Source organism: Paenibacillus nitricinens (genome assembly GCF_052056485.1).
Taxonomy (GTDB): domain Bacteria; phylum Bacillota; class Bacilli; order Paenibacillales; family Paenibacillaceae; genus Paenibacillus_AQ; species Paenibacillus_AQ nitricinens.
The window spans coordinates 1,649,704-1,669,160 of the sequence record NZ_CP183948.1 but is presented as its reverse complement, the minus strand read 5'-3'; the positions used below and the strand labels follow the sequence as shown (position 1 = coordinate 1,669,160).

The window sequence follows — 19,457 nt, the reverse complement described above, 5'->3', positions numbered from 1 at the left end:
AGTGTGAAACTTATACTTTCTTATATTTTTAATTATTCGGTTGTTTCTTCATTCCCCTCGGTTGAACCTTCCTCTTCCTTAGGAGCAAGATACGTCCAATTCTCTTTTTGGGTAACATGGCCTTCCTTCATCAGCTTTCCAAGCGCACGCTTAAAGGCTGATTTGCTAATTCCGAAACGCTGCTTGATAATATCCGGTGGTGTAGCATCCGAATATGGCATCGCTCCACCCGGACGGGCATGCAAGAATTCCAAAATCGTGGCAGAGTCTACATCCATGCCTACTTCTTTACGGAGACCCATAGAAAGGTTAACACGTCCATCCTCACGGATATGGGAGACACGTGCTTCAAACTGCTCCCCAAGACGTAGTAGACGACTCCGTTCAGAAGAGTGGACCATACCGATAATACCAAAGCCTAAAACCCCAGCATCTACAAGAACAAAAGTCCCCATCTGCAGCGGTTTGTACACCCGGGCTGTCACAGTCTGTCCCATCCAGGATTCAGGCGCAGGAAGAGCTAGCGGAGCTAGTTCCTGTTCTCCAGCTAATTTAGCACGAAGACGCCCCTGTTTATCATGCTCCATAATCGCATACACATAGTCGCCGATCTGAGGGCGCAGCTCTGGAAGCTCTGGAAGCTCACGAATGGGCAGCAGCAGCTGCCGTCCGAGACCCATTTCCAAAAAGCAACCTAGACGCGGATGGATATCAGCCACTTCCAATAAGGCCATTTCGCCCAATGTCAGAAACGGTTTCTTCATCGTTGCTGCTAGACGATCCTCGGTATCGAAGAAGATAAAGACTTCAACTTTATCGCCTGTCTTAACCTTCTCGGTAAGCTCCGTATAATGCAGCATAACATCCTGATCTCCTGCATTCAGGAAAAATCCGTATGGGGATACCTCTCTTACTACATTAAGTGTAACTGTAGTTCCTGCAATCAGGCTCATACAGTCTCCACTACCTTCGCATCCGACCATAGACGCTCAATATTGTAGTATTCACGTTCATCGCGGTGGAAAATATGAACAATAACATCTCCAAGATCCATCAGCACCCAGCGTGCTGAATCCATTCCTTCGATCCCCTTAATTACTCCGCCTGCTTCATGGACCACTTTGCGGACTTCGGTGGCAATGGACTGAACTTGGGTATCCGAATTACCGTGACATACAACAAAGTAATCACTAATCGGTGAAACAGTACGCAGATCTAATGCCACTACGTTCATTGCTTTTTTATCTTCCACAGCCTTAAGGGCCAGTTCTAACAGCTTGCTTGGTTGTACACTCATATTTTATCCTCCAATATTCTAACTAAATCATTACGCGCCAGTACCGTTAACGGAAAGATCACTCGGCGTTTTTCCAGTAGCAAACTAATCGTAGAATCAAATCCAGCGACTAGTCCTTCTTCCAAACTTACTTTAGCCAGCTTACGTATCTTATCAACCCCTGGAAAATCTCGGCCAGGCTCGATATAGTCGGCGAGACAGACAATTTTCTCAAGTAAACTCATGTCTTCACGACCTGAGGTGTGAAAACGGATCGCATTAAGAATATCCGGATCTGTGATCCCATATTCTTGCTCTGCTACAAAGGCACCTACTTCCGAATGCCACAGCTGCTTGTCATGCTTCAGAAGATTCAAGTTCAGATGATTCTGCTCGATAATCTCCTTCATTCTCTCCACAGGCCAATACTTGGCCACATCATGCAGAATTGCAGCTGTCTCCGCACGTTCAGGATCAGCGCCATATTGCTCCGCTAGTTGAATGGATGACTCCATGACGCCCAGTGTATGCTTCCAGCGCTTAGCAGGCATTTGTGTCGAGACCGCCTCAATCAGAGCTTCGCGGCTGTATGCCATACAATCCACTCCTTTGAACATAATCGAACACTGCCTCAGGTACCATATAACGAATGGATTTTCCAGTTGCAGCCCGTTCTCTTAACATCGTTGACGATATATCAACCAGAGGCATATCTGCTAGCAGTACCTTTTCTGCTATATAAGTTGGCAATGCGTCTAGATCAAGAGGTGTTCCCGGACGACCTACGCCGATAAATGTAAGCCGCTGCACAAGCTCTTCAATCTCGTTCCATTTCGGTAAATACTGGACCATATCCGCTCCGATGATGAAATAAAGATCGAAATGCGGATACGCCTCTTGCAGCCGTCTTATGGTCTCATACGTATAGGAAACGCCACCTCTGACAACTTCCCAATCTAATGTGCGAAAAGCTTCATGATTGTGTATCGCTTCCTGCACCATTGCCAGCCGATCTGCTCCAGATACCCCTGCCTCATGTTTATGAGGCGGAATATGTGAAGGCATAAACCATACTTCTTGAAGTCCATAAGTTTCTCTAGCTGCTTCCGCTGCCATCATATGACCAATATGAAGAGGATCAAAGGTACCTCCCATAATTCCAACTTTCAAGAGGACGACCTCCTTGGTAGTATGCTTTCAGGTATTAGCGGGGCAGCTCAATGGTTTTGTTATCACGTGATTCTTTGTACAAGACAATGGTCTTTCCAATCACTTGTACAAGCTCAGAACCCGATTGTTCGGCAAGTTGCGCACCGATTTCCTTGGGATTCTCAATATTGTTGCTCAGTATACTAATCTTCATAAGTTCACGCTTCTCAATAGCTTCTTCAATGTGGCGTACGAGGTGATCGTTTACTCCACCTTTGCCCACTTGAAAAATAGGATCGAGGTGATGCGCCAATGAACGAAGATACCGTGTTTGTTTACCAGTTAACATAAATGAATAACTCCTTAATTAACATATATTATTACCCTAAATTGATGAATCCATTTCTTACTCTTTTCCACCCAGACAATGGAGTATGGTCTGTCGCATGATTTCCGTAGGAGCAGGCTGCCCTGTCCAATACTCCAATGCATAAGCCCCCTGATAGACAAACATCCCGAGGCCTCCATGAATCTTACAGCCTCGTTCAAGTCCTTCTAACAATAGACGCGTGCGCAGTGGATTATAAATCAGATCACTTACGACCATCCCTGCACGAAGCAGTTCAGGATCTATAGGTGTCTCATCCATATGAGGATACATTCCCACGGAGGTTGTATTGATCAGTACATCAACGCCATCCAGCATTTCCGCTACTTCGTTCATGCTAATCCCGACCACATTCCCTTTGCTCTGGCACTCTGCAGCCAAGTCCTGTGCCTTATCAACACTGCGATTAGCGATAAGGATAGAAGAAGGCTTCTCCTGAAGCAGTGCGGCAACAATTCCTCTAGCTGCTCCACCAGCTCCAATCACCATAATCTTCGTACCTGACAAATCAGAAATGGCTTCCGCTTTAAGCGAACGTACATAACCGATTCCATCTGTATTATATCCGGTGAGTATCCCGTTATTATTAACAATCGTATTGACTGCACCAACGGCTACCGCACTTTCATCTAATAGATCCACATAAGCCATCACCGCAACCTTATGCGGAATCGTCACATTTACCCCACGGAATCCAAGCGTGCGAATCGCTTGCACCGCATCCTCCAGATTCTCTGGAAGGATATGAAGCGGCACGTAAGCACCCGGAATTCCCAGTGCTTGCAGTGCTGCTTCATGCATAATAGGAGATTTGGATTGTATAATAGGATCTCCCATTACGCCCAGTAAAATATTCCCGGTATTGTAGCCCTCGGTTGCAGTTATCAAAGACACTGTACTAGCCTCCCCGTTAGATCATCGAAGGGCGGGTAAGCACCTTCACACCACGCGGAACATGGATAGCCACGACTGCGCCTTCTGTCCCGTTGACCTTAATCCAGCCCAGACCTGAAATATATAGATCGCTCCGACTGCCTTTATTAATTCGGAACTCATGCCGTTGCCATGGTGGCAGCTTGTCCATCCGGTCACTTCCTGGAGGAGACAACATTTCACCACGATGGTCCGCATAAAGGGAATCTGCACGTTCCAGTTTGGTGCGATGGATTTTTAAAGTACCACTAATAAAGCAAGTGAACGATTGATGCGGACCTTGCACGAAATCAAAACGTCCCAGTCCACCGAAGAATAGCGTCTGTCCTTCATTCAACTGATAGACAGCAGGCTTCAACGGATTGGCCGGCATAACTGCATCCAGATCCTGACGTTCAACAAGTTCACTATAACGCCATGGATACACGATCCCTGGCGTATCTATAATATAGTGGCCATCATCTAGTGGGATTTTGACCGTATCGAGTGTTGTACCAGGGTAACGCGAGGTGGTTAACTCCTGCTCCAAATCACTATAGTCCGAAATCAAACGGTTGATAAGCGTGGATTTCCCTACATTCGTAGCACCCACTACATAAACATCACGCCCACCACGCAGTTCTGTTACGGCTTCCAGTAAATGGTCAAAGCCTTGATTTCGTTTCGCACTACAAAGTACGATTTCAGCTGTCCGCAATCCTTCTTCTTTACAGCGTTGTTGCATCCAGTTACGCAGTTTATTCCAGTTCGTAACCTTAGGTAGCAGATCACATTTATTCACTGCAAGAATAACTGGGTTATTACCGACAAACCGCTGAAGACCGGAAATCAAACTGCCTTCAAAATCGAAAATGTCAACAATATGAATAACAAGTGCATTCTTCTCCCCTACTCCACTCAGCAAGCGAAGAAATTCATCCTGGTTCACAGAAACAGATGAAGCCTCGTTATAATTCTTAATCCGGAAACAGCGTTGGCAAATCACAGGGTCCCGGTCTAGTGCGACTTCCGGAAGGTATCCTGGTTGATCCTTATGCTCCATCTGAAGCTTGATACCACAACCGCTACACTTCTCAGGACGCTGTGTTTCACTTTGTTCGTTCATTACTATTTTTCCTCCTCGTGCCACAATCCTTTTTTACGAAGCCGTGTCAGAGCCACTCGCTCTACCCGACGATTAAATCTTGTGCCGAACCCTTCATCCTTCACGGAGATTGGCAGCACCAATACGGTATACAGGCCAAGCCGATTGCCGCCGTATACATCTGTAAGCATTTGGTCGCCCACCACAATCGTTTGCTCCGGTGGTAACTCCATCTGCTTCATCGCTTTGAGAAAAGGAGCATTACTCGGTTTCCGAGCCTGATGCACAAATTCAATATTAAGCGGTGTAGCAAAGCGTGACACCCGGTCCATGTTGTTATTGGATACGATGATGAGCTTAAAGCCCACTTCCTTCACCTTCTCAAACCACAACAACAGCTCCGGAGTAGCCACAGGCGCTTTGGCACCGACCAGTGTGTTATCCAGATCCGTAATGATTCCACGGTATCCCTGTCGATACAGCTCTTCTAGAGAAATATCGAATACCGTATTCACCCGGAGTTTGGGAACTAACATTTCAAACAATACGTTCACCTCGATTTCATACAAAAAACTATAACATAATCCATGCGCTACGCAAATAAATCTATAGCAATGATTTACTGCCTAAACGCTATTTCTTGGATCTTATCGTTCTCCGCAGCCGCAAAGCTTCAGTATACACGCTCTGCCAGTCTTTGTCTTCAATAACATCAGGGCTATACTTTGCTTGTTCAAACATCGTTAGCAGTGAAGAAAGATGATTGGCCACAGCAGGTCGTTCCTGACTCCAGCGGACTACGGCTTCACGCAATGTTTCATGCTCTTCCTTCATCATTCCCTTACGATGCAAATACCTTACCCAACGCTCAGTTTCAGCCACAACTTTCTGATCAGGCGTTAAAGGTCGGCCCATTCGCATCTGTTGAACGAAGAAGCGCAACTTAAAGCGAATATGCCAAACTTTAAAAATAGTCCAGGATAATAATACAACCACTGCTGCCAAAACTACCCATAAACCCACATGGAAGCCTTGATCTGCTTGTGCATTAGTCACAGGTGCAGGTGTTGGTTCTGCCATTTCATCTTGATCTTCCTGATCTGTCTCAGGTATTTGCTCATTCTTAGTCAGGAGAGGAGTATTAAACCCTGGTGTAGCTTCAACAGGAATCCAACCATACTCACCAAAATAGACCTCTGCCCAGGAATGGGCATCTGCATTGGTAATCGTGTAATTATTATTTGCGGTACCTACCTGCTGCGCCAAATTCATAGGCAATTCCGCCTGTTCTCCAGGTGCATAACCCTTAACCCATCTTGCAGGGATGTTTAGGGAACGTGCCATAGTGACTAATGCCGTAGAATAATAATCACAGTAACCTTCCTTCAGCTCGAACAAAAAACCATCTACAAAATCCTCACTTGAAACACGTGTTATATCCGGCTTGTTGGTATATGGAAAGGTTTGTTGTAAGTATTGTTGCAAAAGTGCTGTTTTTTCATACGGTGTTGTTCCTTGTGCTGTAATTTCCTCGGCCAGATCTTTAACCCGTTGAGGGAAGTCATCAGGCAGCTGAAGAAAGCTTTCCTCCAGATCATTCCCTTTGTATAGTTCCTTATAGGTCTTTGCTGTCAATTCCTGAACAGGAATGACCGGAACTTCAGAAGTCAGCTCAAAGGTCGAAGGATAGTCGAGTTTCTTCCCGTCTATATCCCATAGAAGCTCACTATCACGATCTCTCCAGAAAAGACCCTTCCCAGCTGCCTCACCATTCAATGAATCCACCGAAGTTACAGAATAAGCACCGAATAACACCGGAAATTCATTATTGTTAAGCACTTTAACCGTCTGTTTCAATGTGCGGGTAGTGACCTTAGAAGCCGCATTTTGCTCCAAGGATTTCCCCGTCTCCACCTCTTCTAAAGGTCCTCGCTTCAATCGATCCTTATCCGACCATCCACTTCCAGAATAGACTCTGCGTGTTTCTCCTCGCATATAAATACGTAAATCTGAAACCACAGTCATCACCGGGGTATAATCGAAGTTAAAGCCCCCGCCCAGGTTGTCATCATTCAGACTATAGCCTGACGAAGTATTGTTAACAGAGGAACCTGAACCCGTATTGGAGTTTGTTGTTCCAGTTGTGCTCTTACCAGAAGATTTTCCAATTCCATTCCACTCTTGCCACGCCGTATAAGGATCCTTCAAAGTAGGCCTTACATCCGGCATATTTACACCGATTAAAATAACCAGAGAGAAGACGATTGCGATATTCATGACTATTTTTGAGGGATATTCCAGCAAATGTACCCATCCACGCGGATAATGTAACTGAAAACTTCTTAGGTGCTGGCTGACAAGCCAGCCCATACCCGCAAATACCGTCCAAGCCACTTCCTGCCACAAAACAATAGATGTAAAGGAATCAAGCGCAGCCAGCGCTACAATGTTCATTCCTATAAACCATAAGATACGCTTCTTCGAGGATACCCACCAAGACGATAGCAACAACAAGGCAGAGGCACCAAGAGCAAACCAGATATACGGCACCATATACACACTAATATCCTGAAGCTTATCAAGAAGGGTTGTAGCCCATGGATCCGGAACATAAATTCCATAATTAGTAATGTTGCGATAAACGATATAGATAATAGCTGCTGCTTCTATAGTCAGTCTGAATTGAACTTTAACAGGAATAAAAATCTCAATGATGGTAATCGTTAACAGGGCAGCCCATACAGAAGCAGTGGTTTGATTAAGCCAGATGGGTTCCGTATAAGAAATCCACTGCTGTGCAATAATCAATAGCCATAACAGGCCGACGGAACGGTGCCAGGAGAATTTTATCTGATTCCACCAGGTTCTCATATCAACCTTCCCCTCCTAACACTGAGGGAAGCTCTTGAAGCGAGCTAATACCATAGCCGGTTATTCCACGAGATCTAAGGACGTCTATCCAATCGTTACCTCTACTTATCTCTGCGGAATTTCGCACATGAATGTGAGAAGCAGTCATTCCTCTGCTGTCAGCCCAACGTAGGGCATCAAGTACAGGCTGTCCACGCTGTGGACTAATTAACACAAAGTAAGAGCCTTTAGGAAACATACGATATCCTTTTTCCAATCGGGAGATAAGCGGACCGCGCCCCTCAGCGTTTAGATCGATTAAATATTGAATCATCTTCTGACGCTCAGCAGCACCTTCAACAGGTGCGAACACCTTCGTCGACTTATCCAAACAACATAGACCAATTCCAATTCTCTCCCGAATGCCGAAGCTGAGGAGTGATGCCGTCACCGAAACTGCTAATTCGAATTGATTCGTATTCATATAAGCTGATGTGCTTCCGTCAAGGACTAGAATGGTTTTGGGAATCGACTCATGCTCAAACTCTTTGGATTTCCAAGAGCCTGTCTTAGCAGTTGCGTTCCAGTGAATTCGCGTCAAGCGATCACCATATACATAGTCACGGACGCCATTAATCTGTGTGGTTTCACGCCGAGATTGAACAACGGAAGCCTGCGGCCCGGATAGCCGAGATTTTCTCTCATATAACTGCCAGCGCGGAACGTAGATCGCACGAGGCAAAACCTGAAATTGTCCTTCCGATAAAAATGTTCCCTTATGCTCGACAAGCCCAAATATATCTTGGCTGATAATATCTGTATTAGAGAATGTGTAAGTTCCACGCTCTAAGGCTGGTGTCTGAAACTTTAGTTCCCCAATGCCTCTGAGGCTTGGGACTACACTTTCCTCAAATACCCACGATTCTCCATTATGCCGCTTAAGAACCTCCCTTACAACAACGTAAGGCAAGGGCAAAATCCCGGGAATTGTAATTTTTAGTTTTACACGAAGATGCCCTCCGGCAGAGAGCAAATCCCCCTTGTCTTGTTCAGAATAAAGACTGCGAGTGCCCTTAGCTCGCCGAACGCCTCCTAAACCTCCAGCAATCAAATATGCAATAAGTACAGAGACCATGATAAACAACATAAATGCAGTTTTCCCGCCCTGAAAAAGTACATATAAGAGTGTAATACTCCAAATTACAAGGATGCTTGCAAGCTTAGATGGCTGAATGATGGCTGCAACCGACGACAAATAACGTCTCATATCATTGCCTCATCGTAACAGGCACATGGATGCTCTGCAGAAGCTTTTGAAGCAAAGATTCTACGCTAATATTATCTAGTCGCGACTCTGGACGCAGCAATATACGATGTCCCAAGGCAAATGGAGTAAGGATCTTCACATCATCAGGCAGAACGTAATCTCGGCCTTGCAAAAAGGCATAAGCTTTACAAGCCATCATAAAGGATAGTGAGGCACGTGGACTTGCACCCAGCATTACCAGTGGATGTTCTCTTGTCTGCCGCACAATATCTAACAAGTAATTCAGCACGGGATCGCTCATGAAGATGTCGCGGATCTCTTCCTGAATTCCTGCAATTTGTTCCATGCTTGTTACTGGCGAAAGCCTGTCCACCGGTTGGCCTTCCTGATGGCTCAGCAATAAATTCTTCTCCGTCGCTGCATCAGGATATCCAAGGCTAATTCTCAGCATGAATCGATCTAATTGGGCTTCTGGCAGAGTATAGGTTCCCTCAAAGTCTATCGGATTCTGGGTAGCGCATAACATGAAAGGATGAGGAAGTGGATACGTCTCACCATCTACGGTAACGTTTCGTTCCTCCATCACTTCCAGAAGTGCGGATTGTGTCTTCGTAGTAGCACGGTTAATTTCATCGGCTAGCAAAATATTCGTCATCACCGGACCAGGCCGGAAATGAAACATCTCATCCCTAGGGTGATAGACAGATACACCTGTAATATCACTCGGGAGTATATCTGGATTACACTGAATCCGGCGATATTCACCCGACATTGATCTTGAAAGTGCTCGTATCAGCTGGGTTTTTCCTGTTCCCGGTACATCCTCGATCAATACATGACCACCAGCAAGCAGAGCGGTTAACAGTAATTGTATTTCAAATGATTTTCCAAGTATGCAGGATTCCAAATTAGTGCGTACAGCATTCATAGTGTGCATCGATTCTTGTCGTACGGGCATATATGATCCTCCTAGCCAGAATAAGCAGTATTATTTATATTTTACATGATTAGGGGACCCAAAGTACATTGTTGAAGATCACGAAGTGAGGATACAAAAAAAACCATAAGATGAAACATCCTACAATTTTAAAATAACAAAAAAAGGCTGCCGTCTTTTTCTGACGACAACCTTTTCATGCAGCATCAACTTTACCCCTTCGGCCGTACAACTAAAGCTGCCAAAAAGGAGAATACAATAGCTGAGGAGATGCCCGCACTTGTAATATCAAAAATACCCGTAACTACACCGATCCAGCCATCCCGCTCCAGCTCCGTTAATGCCCCATGAACCAAGGAGTTCCCAAAGCTTGTGATCGGAATGGTTGCTCCAGCACCCGCAAATTTCACAAGTGGATCGTAGATACCAAAAGCATCAGCAATCGCTCCGGCTACAACTAGGGTACTCATCGTATGTGCAGGTGTCAGCTTCAATACATCGAACATCAGCTGCCCTATAACGCAAATGGCTCCTCCAATCAGAAAAGCCCATAAGTAAATCATCATTATGCTTGACCTCCGCTCTCTATGGATACGGCATGAGCAACACATGGAATACTCTCTCCCTGCTGATAAGACAAAGGTGATAAAAGTGCGCCCGTTGCCACTATGAGCACCCGTTTAAGTTCACCTTTTTTTAACCGCTTAAGGATATGACCATAGGTTACAACCGCTGAGCACCCGCAGCCACTTCCACCAGCGATCACATATTTCTGTTTCTCCAAGTCGTAGATAAGCAGACCACAATCATTAAAAGTAGTTTGCTCCATAGGAATTCCCTCTTTGGCCAACAGGGTTTTGGCTATAGGTAACCCCACGGATGCCAGGTCGCCAGTAACAATTAAATCATAGTGCCCGGGCGATAGACCTGTATCCCGAAAATGGGCAGTGATTGTATCCGCGGCCGCAGGTGCCATAGCCGTCCCCATATTAAAAGGATCTGTCAAACCAAGATCCATAATACGTCCTAATGTGGCTGAGACCACGACTGGATGGCTGCCAGAGCCGTCATTCTGTCCCACTACAGCACAGCCTGAGCCTGTTACTGTATATTGCGCCGTTGGGGGTTTCTGTGAACCATATTCCGTTGGATAACGAAACTGCTTCTCTACTGTACAGTTATGGCTGGATGTTCCCGCTAGCGCATACTTACCGCCACCAGAATCAACGATCATTGAGGCAATCGCAAGGCTCTCCATAGAGGTTGAGCAAGCACCAAAGACTCCGAGGTAAGGCACACCCAATTTTCTGGCCGCAAAAGAGCTGCTGATAATCTGGTTCATCAAATCTCCGCCGACAAAAAACTCCAGCTTTTGTTTATCGATATTCGCATTAATCAGAGCCAGATGGGAAGCCTTCTCGAACAGAGCGCGCTCGGCCTTCTCCCATGTCTTCTCATCCATTTCCAGAGTATCAAATATAAAATCAAAGTCTGAAGCTAAAGGACCTTCTCCCTCTTCCGGTCCAACTACTGCGGAAGAGCCTAAAATAACGGGACGGTTCGTGAACTCCCATGTCTGACTACCAAGCTGTTTCATGTATGGTGTGCACCTCCTGTGCCCAAAAAGATATAGACGATACCAATTATGAAAGCAGCGACGGCACCAAATACGATGACCGAACCCGCAAGCTTAAACATATTGCCGCCTACACCAAGTACAAGCCCCTCAGCGCGGTGCTCCAGAGCTGCAGAGCACATACTGTTTGCAAACCCGGTCACAGGAACTGCAGTTCCTGCACCAGCCCATTGCGCCATTTTGTCGTACACGCCAAAGCTGGTCAGAATTACAGAGAGTAGGATCATCACCGCGACTGTCGGACTGGCGGCTTCTTTGGAGGTCATATCAAAGATTGCCATAAAAGCCTCCTGAATCCCTTGTCCAATAACACAGATTATGCCGCCAGCAATAAACGCTCGTATGCAGTTTTTGAATACGGGCCTAGCAGGAACAAAAGGCTTGGACAATTTCTCATAATCTTGTGGAGTCAGGGTGTCAAGCTTCAGCTTGACACCCGATTTCTTAGTTTTCGCCGGCATTGAGGCACCTCCTGAAAGTTAGGCGAAGGGGGCTGACAAGCATCATAGTACTCACTTTAAGCCCCTTAAGTTGTTCTTCGCTTAGAAGTTTTCCTTATTGTTTGCCATCCTCCGCTTCGTTATGTCCCTCCAGTTCAGGAAAAATACAGTAACACAACAATCAGCAATAAAAAGAGTACAAAAATAAGTACTGCTTCTCTTTCCCTTGGATTGTGGCGCCAGTATCGTCTGCGCGTTCCGTTTCCTTGTAGGCTCCTACTTGATAATCCTCCCTGCACCCTTCTTGGGGGTACGCTACCCGCTACCCTCATTCATCTTCGCATCCTCTCTAAGGCTCCTGCCACCAAAGCCTCTAATGCATAGTATTCGTGGAGCTCGTGCCCGGTGTTCATTGTCTCTTGTCATGGACAAGTGAGCCCAGAATGTTCATACTAGGTTGCAGGAAGAAATAACGATGTGATCCATTATGGATAACATCCGTTTCTCGTAGAAATATAAGAATGATGTATAAATGTGTTCTTATATTTTAATAAAGGAGTGAATTCATATGAATCAAGAAACATTGGACATGTTCAAAACACTTACCGAATTTCCCTCAGCCCCAGGATTTGAACGCGAACTCCGCGCTTACGTCAAGGATGCTATGACTCCTTATACTGAAGAGTTCGTACAGGATCGTCTCGGTAGTTTGTTCGGCGTATTGCGGGGCGAAGAGAACGGGCCAAAGATTATGGTCGCCGGGCATTTTGACGAAGTAGGTTTCATGGTAACCGGAATTACTAACACCGGAATGATCCGTTTTCAACCACTTGGCGGCTGGCTTGCCTCTGCTGTTGCATCCCAGCGCCTACATATCATTACACCTAAAGGAACGCTGACCGGAGTTGTTGGCAGTACGCCTATCCATTTGCTAAGCAATGAAGAACGTGGTAAGACTGGTGAAATCAGCAAAATGTATATTGATATCGGTGCAGACAGCCGCGAAGAAGCAGAAAGCTTTGGCGTTAGACCAGGCCAACAGGTTCTGCCGATTTGTCCATTCACTCCCCTTGCTAATCCGAAAAAAATCTTGGCGAAAGCTTGGGATAACCGTTACGGCGTAGGTCTCGCCATTGAACTAGTTAAAGCATTGCACGGTAAAAAGCTGCCAAATACCGTTTTCGCTGGTGCCACTGTACAAGAGGAAGTAGGTCTTCGGGGCGCGCGTACTGCGGCTAATCTCCTGTCACCAGACATCTTCTTCGGTCTGGACGCGAGCGCTGCTGCCGATATGACGGGTGATAGTCAGGCATTTGGCCATCTGGGCAAAGGAGCTCTCTTGCGTATTTTTGATCCTACGATGGTTACACATCGCGGTCTGATTGAATATGTACAAGATACAGCGGATACCCACCGGATCAAATATCAGTATTTTGTATCCCAAGGCGGAACAGATGCAGGTCAGGTTCATGTTAGTGGAATTGGCGTTCCTTCCGCAGTAATCGGAATATGCTCCCGCTACATACACACCGCTTCATCAGTGATTCACAGTGATGACTACGATGCTGCTAAAGAGCTTCTGATCAAACTGGTAGAAGGCCTTGACCGGACTACACTACAGACAATTATTGAGAACAGCTAAAGGTATAGCAAAAGAACCACAGTGGCTATTTCTGCCCCTGTGGTTCTTTTGCATTTCATAATTTCAATTGCTCATATTCTGCCATAACCGACTGATGCACCGGATGACCTGAGGCAATGCCTGTATACTTCGTAACGGTTGCCGGAACTCCGATGTCAGCAATGGATGCCTGTAGCTCTACGGCCTCTGGATCATCCTTCACGTCAAACAGCAGCGCTGTCGCCATGGAACGGGTTAGAGCCGAATAGCTCAGTTCCCGGTCATAAGCCTGAAGTGCCGGGGATACGAGCCTGTCGTTCGGCGACAGCTTGCGGATTGGCGAGCGGCCAACCCGGGAGACTTCATCCGTCAACGCCGGATTGCGGAAGCGTTCGAGGATTTTATCGATATATTTGCTGTGCTCCGCTTGATCAAAGCCGTGTTTATTCACCAGCACTGCTCCGGTTTCTTCTAGAACTTCCCGGACGCGCGCTGTCAATTCCTCATCGCCCATGGCTTGCTGAATGGTCTCATAGCCACGAAGGTAGCCAAGATAAGCTGCAGAGCAGTGTCCGGTATTTACTGTAAACAGCTTGCGCTCGATATAAGGTTCCAGATTATCTACGTAGTGAATCCCTTCAACAGGGGTATAGCCCGGAAGCATTTGCGATGCATCCACAACCCATTCATAGAATGGCTCTACCACAACTTTGAGAATATCCTCATGCTGCTGCAGTGGCACAATCCGGTCCACTGCTGCATTAGGAAATGCTACAGAAGCATCAGCTTTTCCGCGGGCTGCTTCATCCAATTGTGCGTACACAAGATCTTTGAGCTGAGCGCTGCCGCCAATGGCGTTCTCACAGGCAATCACATGCAGAGGTGTCGAGGAAACCGCCACACGTCTGCCGATGCCCTCGGCAAGTACTCCGGCGATATGCTTCAGAATTGACACGCCAACAGCTGTCGTAACGAGATCTGCTTCAGCAATGGCAGCAGCTACTTCGTCGGCATGAGTTATACTGCTAAGTGCTGTCACATTTGTAACGGTAACCGTCTCCTGGCCTTCGCTGGCCAGCGTTACCGGGTATTCACCACGCTCCTTAAGCTGGGAGACGAACGCTTCATTCACATCCACGAAGCATACTTCATACCCTGCCTTTGACAGCAGCAGACCAATAAATCCGCGGCCGATATTTCCCGCACCAAAATGGACTGCTTTCATTACTCAACTCCTCCTTCGAAGATGGCAATGACATCCGCAGGTGTCCCCGCACTCATCACCCGTTCGATCGCATCATCTTCGCTAAAGATCATCGCCACATTTGTCAATATTTCCATGTGTCCGTCTCCTGCAGCCGCAATTCCGATTACCACAAACGCAGGCTCCTCCCCTCCAAAATCCACACCATCCGGAAACCGGACGATGGACAATCCTGTAGATTGGATAAAAGGCCGGGCATCCTTGGTCCCGTGCGGAATGGCCAAGCCTTCACCCATGTATGTGGAGACTACCTCTTCCCGCTCTAGCATTTTGGGAATATATTCCTCCGTTACATGTCCTGCATCTACCAGCAGCTGGCCAGCCATAGTGATCGCTTCATATTTATCTTTTGCGGCACCATTCATAATTACTTTATTCTCTGACAGTATACTCATATGGTTTCTCTCGCTTTCACATTTTATTTTCAAAAAAACGTAGCAACTCCGACGACAAATAGCCTCGAATTTCCAGCTCCGACCGTTCTTCAAGCAGTCTTACAAGCTCTGAATTTAGCAGCAGGGCGCTGATCTCACTAAGCACTTCCAGGCTTTCCTTAGAAAGTTTGCGCGGGGCGAGCATCAACAGAATAACCCTGACTTCGGTATCTCCTCCCAGTAAAACAGACTCCCGGAGCCGGTATAACGTTATGGAAGACATCAGAACATGGCTGCTCCTTGTATGAAAAAGCGCCAGTCCGGTATCCGGGATTACCTGGCTGGCCATTCTTTCTCGCTCCAGCAGACGCTCCAGAAGAATCTCGGCATCCCCGACGACTCCGCTGCCGTTCAGCAGATCCAGCATCGCGGCGAGTGTCCGGGAAAGGCTCATTCCGCTATTATCCAGCGGATGGAACTGAAAACGTTCCAACAATCTGACTATCTCATCCAGAATTCCTTTATAGCTCTTCAGGCGGTCCAAAGACGCTTCCTCACGAACCGTAGGGTCCGGCTCACCAGCGGTAGGTGTATTTCGTTCCTTCAACGTAGTATTCTGGATGTAATTCAGTAATTTCTCTATTTCTTCCCCGGTCAGCAGGGGGCTGATTTTGATATAGCGGTCTTTATCCAACGGAAGATCAATGGTTGAGATGATCAGATCATAATCTTCCTGCGGCAGACGGGCTGCCTCATACCAGGAAATATTCCTGAGAATCTCGATCTGCGGCATCTCTTTCGTAAGCCTTGTAGCCAGCAGCCGGGAGGAGCTAAGTCCACTGGCGCACACCAGAATCGCCCGCACATTGCGCCTGAGCTGATTTAGCCTTTCCACAGATGCGCCAAAATGCATGACCAGAAACCCGATCTCTTCATCCGGAATCTCCAGCTCCAGCTGTATATCCTCCACTGCAGCCCGAACTATAGTAAACAGATATTCATAATCCCTGCGAATAGGAACGAGCAGGGGATTACGAATCCTTGTGCCTTCACGAATCCGTTTTAGCGCCGGATCAATATGCTCTAGCAGCCCTTCCCGTAAAGAACGGTCGGTCTGAAATGGAATTCCGGTCCGCTTGATGACACTTTCCGTCAGCCGGTAAACGATCTCCATCAGTTCAATGTCGCCGTAAGCGTAGCCCGCGGAGGAAAAGGAGTCCTGCGCCAAGTCAAACAAGCCTGCGATATATAGAATTTCTGTCCTATGAAATTGAAACTCCAGCGTCTCTCCCAGTCGCCTTACAAAATCCTCTGCATCTGCAATATTGCAGTGATCCGACAGCCGTGAATAAACAGCTTCTTCGGCATTGCTGATGCCCCTTCCGAGTTCCAGCCTGCGTACAGCAACAGATAATCCGAGCAGCAACTCCATGTAGACAATCTCCGGCAGTTCAGCCGTCCAATTCCATTCCATGTCCCACAGGGTATTCTCAACATCCATCAGATTGCTTTTTCCCACCGTTGACAACAACATCTTGAAGACCGGATTCCCCTCACCCTGCAGATTGTGCCCCACCAGATCAGACTGATCCAGATGCTCGGCGGCCAATCGGCCAATGGCCCGGCGCTTATCCATCTCGCCTCCGGTTATTTCAACACCGTACCCTCTTCTGCGCACCAGCTGCAGGCCGAATTTACGGACCCACGGCTCCAGTTCGTCAAGGTCATAGCTGACGGTTGCCACGGTAACTTTTAAGGAATGAGCCAGGGCGAACAGCTTCACCGGCTCCTCCGCTTCAAGCAGGGAACATAGCTCATACACCTTACGGTCCTCGCCCGAATATTCTACCGGCTTCTCTTCCAGCAGAAATAGGCGAAGTTCTGTCAGCCCGCTCTCCGAGCCACTCAATTGAATACCTTTTCCCGACTTTCTGATGAGATCCAGTCCAAAATCCTGCAAGACCTTTTCGATGTCTTCCATTTCCCGGTGCACGGTTCTGACGCTGACTCCAGTACTTCCCGCAATCTCTGCGGCCGTGATCTCTTCGTTTGCCTCTAAAAGCAGCGAGATCATTTGACGCTGCCTGGCGGTTATTTTCCTCATGTGGGGAACCCTCGCCTTATATGGAGACAAACGCTGGCTTGGGGGCCAGCGTCTCCTTTTTGATAACAAATATAAATTATCGTTCACCCACTCTCTTTACTTCAAACGTTCCACAAGCTCATCATATTTCGGGCTCTTCAGGAAGTTATCAATAGAGATGTGCTCTGCGTTAGGGTTGCTGGCAATCGCCCGATCGGTCAGAGTCTTCTGGGTCACTACAATGTCTGCGTCAGACGGAATCTCGCTGACTGCGGAGTTAACGACGGTAATGTTCACCCCTGCGCTCTGCAGTTTCTTCCTTAGAACAGACGCGCCCATGGCACTAGAACCCATTCCAGCATCACAAGCGAAGACGATTTTATTGACGTCAGCTTTGTTGCGGACATTCCCAGCTACGTTCGCAGCAATTCCAGGAGTTATTGCATGATTCACAGTAGTTGCTGATTGAGCGACAGTACCTGCAGATTTCATTTCTCTCACTTTAGCTGCTGCTTCTTCCAGATCATCCTCATCTTCGTTATTCTTACGGCTAGTTTTCAGTAGCAGCGAAGCAATCAGGAAAGATACAACAGTTGCAACGATTACACCTGCGAACATCGGGAAGAATCCACCTTTTGGCGTCATTGCGATGTAGGCGAAGATACTACCAGGAGAAGGTGAGGCTGTAAGCCCTGCACCAAGCAATTGGAACGTAAATGTACCTGTAACACCACCACCGATAACAGCCAGGATCAAACGAGGATTCATTAAGATGTACGGGAAGTAAATCTCGTGAATCCCACCCAGGAAGTGAATGATTACGGCGCCAGGAGCAGACGATTTTGCCGATCCGCGTCCAAAGAGCCAGTAAGCAAGCAGGATACCCAGACCTGGACCAGGGTTAGATTCCAGCATGAACAGGATAGATTTACCTATTCTCGCAGATTCCTCTGCCGCAATTGGACTCAGTATTCCGTGGTTAATCGCATTGTTCAGGAACAAGATCTTAGCTGGCTCAATAATGATGTTAACGAGTGGTAGCAGGCCATGATTAACTAATACCTGCACACCGTCGGACAGCAAGTTAGTTAGACCTTGTACAAGGGGTCCGACTCCTTTGTATGCCCCGAGAGTCAGAAGACCCCCTATAATACCAAGTGAGAAATTGTTAACCAGCATTTCGAAGCCGGCTTTGATTTTGCCATCAACTGCACGGTCGAATTGCTTCAGTACCCAACCGGATAAGGGGCCCACGATCATTGCGCCGAGGAACATTGGAATGTCCGAGCCGACAATAACGCCCATCGTCACTATAGCCCCGATTACACCTCCGCGTTTACCATGTATCATCTGCCCACCGGTATAACCGATCAGGAGTGGCAGCAGGTAAGTAATCATTGGACCTACTAATTTCGCCAAGCTTTCAACAGGAAACCAGCCTGTAGGAATAAATAATGCCGTAATTAACCCCCAAGCGATAAATGCGCCGATGTTCGGCATCACCATTCCGCTTAGCATACGGCCGAATTGTTGAACTTTCACCCGTACACCACCGGATGAACTTTTCTGTGTTGCTGTTGTGGCCATTTAAAATGCCCCCTTTAATTATTGAATGGGACCCTTCTTTACTTAAATGCATTAAAGGTTATCCCTTATGGTCACATCCTAAATTAAAACGCTTTCTTTGTCATCAAATTGAAAACACGGTTTCGGCATGATCATTGTTGACAACATTTAAGAGTTCCTGCCACAGCCCATACAGAAGCCAACTAGCTTTTGATCCGACCCGGAAAATAAGGATGGTTTGGATTTATTTACTTTGGCGGTTCAACACCTCCAGAAGAACCTGTTTCGTTATTCTGACCAGTGAGACTTATATCTATGAAATAAACCTTGCGTTGCACGCTAATCCCTCATCTTCCCAACTCCCTCGTACCTCTAAACCAAACCTGCTCCGGATGCCATCCACTCCGATTGCCCATCCGCACCCTTTTCCAAAAAGCAGCTTATTTACCTTACCAGCCATGTACAAGGGTTCAGACCCAAGAAAAAACGGAAGCCTGCGAATGTTCGCAAGACTTCCGTTCCTGATCAGCTCCTCTGCCATCCACAGGCTCATCATTATAACAAGCACCATTCTCTTAGACCCTCCAAT

Annotated in this window: 20 protein-coding genes; 1 reads left to right on the top strand and 19 read right to left on the bottom strand. The window is 47.0% G+C overall.

Annotated features, from left to right (window positions below):
- Window positions 1-32 precede the first annotated feature (32 nt).
- The 14 genes from ACN6KS_RS07470 to spoVAC form a co-directional block, all read right to left on the bottom strand.
- Window positions 33-953: a CvfB family protein gene (locus ACN6KS_RS07470; protein ID WP_341049474.1), complete on the bottom strand. Its 921-nt coding sequence runs from the start codon at window positions 951-953 to the stop codon at window positions 33-35.
- On the bottom strand, window positions 950-1,297 hold the full coding sequence (rsfS, locus tag ACN6KS_RS07465) for a ribosome silencing factor (protein ID WP_042185972.1): 348 nt from the start codon (window positions 1,295-1,297) through the stop codon (window positions 950-952). Before rsfS ends, ACN6KS_RS07470 begins: the two co-directional genes overlap by 4 nt.
- A complete protein-coding gene (yqeK, locus tag ACN6KS_RS07460) occupies window positions 1,294-1,872 on the bottom strand; it encodes a bis(5'-nucleosyl)-tetraphosphatase (symmetrical) YqeK (RefSeq protein WP_283910805.1) in 579 nt (192 codons plus the stop codon). The genes rsfS and yqeK overlap by 4 nt, the downstream gene beginning before the upstream one ends.
- Window positions 1,844-2,446 (bottom strand): nicotinate-nucleotide adenylyltransferase, encoded by a 603-nt coding sequence (locus ACN6KS_RS07455; RefSeq protein ID WP_042185968.1) that lies wholly within the window; start codon window positions 2,444-2,446, stop codon window positions 1,844-1,846. Before ACN6KS_RS07455 ends, yqeK begins: the two co-directional genes overlap by 29 nt.
- Before the next feature lie 34 nt (window positions 2,447-2,480).
- Window positions 2,481-2,774, bottom strand: coding sequence for a ribosome assembly RNA-binding protein YhbY (yhbY, locus tag ACN6KS_RS07450; RefSeq protein ID WP_076284314.1), 294 nt, complete (start codon window positions 2,772-2,774; stop codon window positions 2,481-2,483).
- A gap of 57 nt (window positions 2,775-2,831) precedes the next feature.
- A complete protein-coding gene (aroE, locus tag ACN6KS_RS07445; RefSeq protein WP_440961703.1) occupies window positions 2,832-3,707 on the bottom strand; it encodes a shikimate dehydrogenase in 876 nt (291 codons plus the stop codon).
- A gap of 16 nt (window positions 3,708-3,723) precedes the next feature.
- Window positions 3,724-4,851, bottom strand: coding sequence for a ribosome biogenesis GTPase YqeH (gene yqeH / locus ACN6KS_RS07440; RefSeq protein WP_440961702.1), 1,128 nt, complete (start codon window positions 4,849-4,851; stop codon window positions 3,724-3,726).
- Window positions 4,852-4,853: 2 nt separating this feature from the next.
- Window positions 4,854-5,375 carry a YqeG family HAD IIIA-type phosphatase gene (locus tag ACN6KS_RS07435; protein WP_094874299.1) on the bottom strand — a complete coding sequence of 174 codons (522 nt, stop codon included), beginning with the start codon at window positions 5,373-5,375 and terminating at the stop codon, window positions 4,854-4,856.
- An 88-nt stretch (window positions 5,376-5,463) separates the two neighbouring features.
- On the bottom strand, window positions 5,464-7,701 hold the full coding sequence (locus ACN6KS_RS07430; protein WP_440961701.1) for a DUF4129 domain-containing transglutaminase family protein: 2,238 nt from the start codon (window positions 7,699-7,701) through the stop codon (window positions 5,464-5,466).
- Between the two features lies 1 nt (window position 7,702).
- Window positions 7,703-8,947 carry a DUF58 domain-containing protein gene (locus tag ACN6KS_RS07425; RefSeq protein ID WP_440961700.1) on the bottom strand — a complete coding sequence of 415 codons (1,245 nt, stop codon included), beginning with the start codon at window positions 8,945-8,947 and terminating at the stop codon, window positions 7,703-7,705.
- A 1-nt stretch (window position 8,948) separates the two neighbouring features.
- Window positions 8,949-9,905 carry an AAA family ATPase gene (locus ACN6KS_RS07420; RefSeq protein WP_076284318.1) on the bottom strand — a complete coding sequence of 319 codons (957 nt, stop codon included), beginning with the start codon at window positions 9,903-9,905 and terminating at the stop codon, window positions 8,949-8,951.
- A 191-nt stretch (window positions 9,906-10,096) separates the two neighbouring features.
- Window positions 10,097-10,447 carry a stage V sporulation protein AE gene (gene spoVAE / locus ACN6KS_RS07415; RefSeq protein WP_036675923.1) on the bottom strand — a complete coding sequence of 117 codons (351 nt, stop codon included), beginning with the start codon at window positions 10,445-10,447 and terminating at the stop codon, window positions 10,097-10,099.
- 2 nt (window positions 10,448-10,449) lie between these two features.
- A complete protein-coding gene (gene spoVAD, locus ACN6KS_RS07410; RefSeq protein WP_094874290.1) occupies window positions 10,450-11,481 on the bottom strand; it encodes a stage V sporulation protein AD in 1,032 nt (343 codons plus the stop codon).
- Window positions 11,478-11,981, bottom strand: a complete 504-nt coding sequence (gene spoVAC / locus ACN6KS_RS07405) for a stage V sporulation protein AC (RefSeq protein ID WP_042185955.1) — start codon at window positions 11,979-11,981, stop codon at window positions 11,478-11,480. Before spoVAC ends, spoVAD begins: the two co-directional genes overlap by 4 nt.
- Before the next feature lie 547 nt (window positions 11,982-12,528).
- Between spoVAC and ACN6KS_RS07400 the strand changes: the two genes are divergently transcribed.
- Window positions 12,529-13,602 (top strand): M42 family metallopeptidase, encoded by a 1,074-nt coding sequence (locus ACN6KS_RS07400; protein ID WP_042185952.1) that lies wholly within the window; start codon window positions 12,529-12,531, stop codon window positions 13,600-13,602.
- A gap of 55 nt (window positions 13,603-13,657) precedes the next feature.
- Here the strand turns inward: ACN6KS_RS07400 and ACN6KS_RS07395 are convergent, their stop codons facing one another.
- From ACN6KS_RS07395 to ACN6KS_RS07375, 5 genes are all read right to left on the bottom strand, one after another.
- The gene (locus tag ACN6KS_RS07395; protein ID WP_094874292.1) at window positions 13,658-14,806 is read right to left on the bottom strand and encodes a mannitol-1-phosphate 5-dehydrogenase; all 1,149 of its coding nucleotides are present in this window, start codon (window positions 14,804-14,806) and stop codon (window positions 13,658-13,660) included.
- Window positions 14,806-15,240: a PTS sugar transporter subunit IIA gene (locus tag ACN6KS_RS07390; RefSeq protein ID WP_094874293.1), complete on the bottom strand. Its 435-nt coding sequence runs from the start codon at window positions 15,238-15,240 to the stop codon at window positions 14,806-14,808. Before ACN6KS_RS07390 ends, ACN6KS_RS07395 begins: the two co-directional genes overlap by 1 nt.
- A 16-nt stretch (window positions 15,241-15,256) precedes the next feature.
- On the bottom strand, window positions 15,257-17,323 hold the full coding sequence (locus ACN6KS_RS07385) for a BglG family transcription antiterminator (RefSeq protein WP_440961699.1): 2,067 nt from the start codon (window positions 17,321-17,323) through the stop codon (window positions 15,257-15,259).
- A 96-nt stretch (window positions 17,324-17,419) separates the two neighbouring features.
- Window positions 17,420-18,889: a PTS mannitol transporter subunit IICB gene (locus ACN6KS_RS07380; protein ID WP_440961698.1), complete on the bottom strand. Its 1,470-nt coding sequence runs from the start codon at window positions 18,887-18,889 to the stop codon at window positions 17,420-17,422.
- Window positions 18,890-19,181: 292 nt separating this feature from the next.
- Window positions 19,182-19,439, bottom strand: coding sequence for a hypothetical protein (locus ACN6KS_RS07375; RefSeq protein ID WP_440961697.1), 258 nt, complete (start codon window positions 19,437-19,439; stop codon window positions 19,182-19,184).
- Window positions 19,440-19,457 lie beyond the last annotated feature (18 nt).